The 2,780-nt window shown below is 61.3% G+C and carries 3 protein-coding genes; all 3 read right to left on the bottom strand.

Annotated elements, in window-relative coordinates; translation table 11 throughout:
• Positions 1-84: 84 nt before the first annotated feature.
• Positions 85-621: a transposase gene (locus tag PSV43_RS10395; RefSeq protein WP_300196472.1), complete on the bottom strand. Its 537-nt coding sequence runs from the start codon at positions 619-621 to the stop codon at positions 85-87.
• Positions 618-1,196 carry a hypothetical protein gene (locus tag PSV43_RS10390; RefSeq protein ID WP_300196470.1) on the bottom strand — a complete coding sequence of 193 codons (579 nt, stop codon included), beginning with the start codon at positions 1,194-1,196 and terminating at the stop codon, positions 618-620. Before PSV43_RS10390 ends, PSV43_RS10395 begins: the two co-directional genes overlap by 4 nt.
• Positions 1,197-1,626: 430 nt before the next feature.
• The coding region (locus PSV43_RS10385) for an ABC transporter permease (RefSeq protein WP_300196468.1) at positions 1,627-2,780 on the bottom strand (1,154 nt) is incomplete at its 5' end.

The following is a 2,780-nucleotide window of genomic DNA, read 5'->3' as shown; positions in this document are numbered from 1 at the left end:
TGGCATCTTTTTGTTGGCATCTTTTTGTTGGCATCTTTTTGTTGGCATCTTTTTGCGTTGTCAACGGTGTCCAAAGTTCGCCGTTCATAACTTGGCGTAGAGGGTCGTCAAGACCGCACAGGCTTGCTGCCAAGGGACATTGAGCCAGAGCTGGGCAGCTACCCAGCGGATGAGTTTGACGCAGTGCTGTGTGATCTGTTGCACCACGCGCAGCGGCTTGGGTAAGACCGCCCCCGCCTTGGTCGCGACCGCCGTCGCCTGCTCCAGGCGTTTGGCCCGGCGCTTCACTTCCGGCGTGTTGCGGATGCCTTGCGTTTCGAGTTCATGTTCGAGCAGTTGCAGCAAATTGACACTGAGGCAAATGAACTGCGCCTGCATGCTCTTGGCCGTGGCGCTGGTGGCCCAGGCCTTCTTTTCGCCGAGTTTGTTCTTCACCTCATCAAAGCTCTTCTCGATATTCCAGCGCATGCGGTAGAGATGCGCCAACACGCCCGGCGGCACGCTGCTCTCCAGCAGGCTGGTGAGGAACTCGAACTGCCGGTCTGCGACCACGTCATGGAAGGTGATGCGCCGCAGCATCGTCCCGCTGGTGGCGGTACCCACGAGTTCATCGCGGCTCACGCCTGCGTTGATCGCATCATCGCGGTCAAAGGGTCAAAGGGCAGGTCGCCGCAGGGCAGCAGCGCCATGTTGGTCTTGCAGCGGCTGAGCATGTAGATGCCGCTGCCCTGCTTCCACTTGTACCACTGCCGAAAGTCGATGCCCGCACGGTCCCAGACGTGGAGCACTTTGCGCCCCTTGGACGCGCCCTGGCGCAACGCGGCGATTTCCAGGCGTTTGAGCCCGCGCATATCGTGCTCCTTTTTGCGCGCCTGCTGGTCATTGACGGTGAGGTGGGTGAGGCAGCCGCTGCGCAGGTTACGGCTGTAGAGATGGCCCACGGCGAGTTTGTCACCTTTGCTGTCGGCGGGATCATGCGTGGCATGGGCATGGTAGTGGCCATCACCGGCGTGGACATCGAAGTCGGCAAGGCAGGGGAAGGCGGCGAGCGCATCGGGGAGCACGGTGCGTGCATGGGCGCAGAGCCGGGCATTGGCCTCGGCGCACAAAGCCAGCCTGCGCTGGCTTTTGAGTGACTCGAAGAAGTGCGAGTTCTCGGGGCGGCAGCCAGCGCCAAGTGCGGCAAGGGTTTGCAAAAAGCCCCTGCCGCTGGCCTGGGGCTGGAGACAGCGCTGGACGCCGAGGCGCAGCCAGTCCGCGTCGGCAAGACCGGGGCAGTGACGCCAGTGCGCGCAGGCAGGAGGTCGAAGAGCGGGGTGAAAAACCGAGTAGGGAGAGCAGTGTCAGGAGGCAGGGAGGCCATAAAAACAAAAATTTCATGACCGTCTGAAGTCAACCCTGAAGGCGCGTTCTTCTGAGGTGTTTACGTGACTGTGGGGCGCTTTCAAGGCGCCCCCCAATCCCCTGCACGCACGCAAAAATCGAACTCGCCAGCGGTGCAGTATCGCCCCCGTAATCATCTCCATGAGGGCCTTTTGGCCTCCGGGCTTTGGACACCGTTATGTGAGCGAGATCTCTGAAGAGTTTTAAATCGAGTGAGGTGAGCATGCAGCAGCCTCTATTTGTTCAGTCGCGTGCCTTGAGCACGCTGATCAGATCCAGCCTGCTCAGCATGTAGCCGACCATGGCAAAGGAGGCACCTGCGGCCGTAAGCACCACCAGCACGGATTTGGCATAGGTGATGGTGCTGATGTAGTGAGGCAGGCGGACGGTTTCATTGCTGACGGCGCTGATCACGTACGAGGCCAGCGCGCTGCCAAATACAAGACCTACAGGCAGAGCCACCAGCACGAGGAGCGTCAGCTCCCCCAGCAGCACGCCGGCTACTTCGCGCTTCGTCAGGCCGACCACGCGCAGCGTTGCGAGATCACGCCCACGCTCGGAGAGCGCGATACGCGCGCTGTTGTACACGACGCCAAAAGCAACGATGACCGCCATCCATAGAAACAACTGGCGGAGGGTGCCGATGCTCTGGCCGGTGGAGGCACGAAATGCTGCGAGATCATTTTTCTTCACGCTGGCAAACTCGATCTTAGGCTGGCCTTTGACCTCGCGCATGAAGTCGTCCCAGCGGCTGTCATCCACGCTGAGAAAGGCACCGGTCATCGTCTCGCCCTCCCGCAGGAAATTGCGGACGGCATCGATGTCCATGTAGGCTGCCATGCCGTGGAAGTCCGCCATGAAGCCGCGCACGGTGATCTCCCTGCGTTCGCAGCGCCCTTCCAGGGCCTGGACCTGAAGGCGGTCGCCGATTTTTACTCCCAGCACCTCTGCGAGTTTTTGAGAAATCACCAGGCCCTCGCTGGGCAGCACGATGGGCCGGCCCAGAGTGTCCCGTGGATGGATGAGCTGGTGGTTCTTGGCGAGGCCTAGGATGTAGAGCCTGCGCTCGTGGTGGGCATTGCTCACACTGGCAATGAAGCCGCGCATCGGCTCTACCCGAATGGCCCCGGGAAGATGTTCGAGATCATGGAGTGTATTGCGGGAGACGGGCTCGCGCATGTGGATGATCACGTTCTGCCGGAACTGATCATTCCACTGGTAGGTCAGAAGCTGGTCCACGCTGTCCGCGAGCGCGCCCGGCAGCACGAGCAGGCCGGTGGCCAGCGCCAGCCCCGCCACGGTGAAGCCGGCCTGTACCGGACGACGTTCGATGTTTCTCAAAGCCATGCGAAACACCAGTCCAGCGCCCCGGGTGAAGCCGAGGAGCTCCAGCAGCG

Origin of the sequence: Prosthecobacter sp. (assembly GCF_029946185.1) — a bacterium.
Classification (GTDB): Bacteria; Verrucomicrobiota; Verrucomicrobiia; order Verrucomicrobiales; family Verrucomicrobiaceae; genus Prosthecobacter.
Note: the sequence above shows the minus strand (reverse complement) of the source record. Positions and strands in the feature narration are given on the sequence as shown.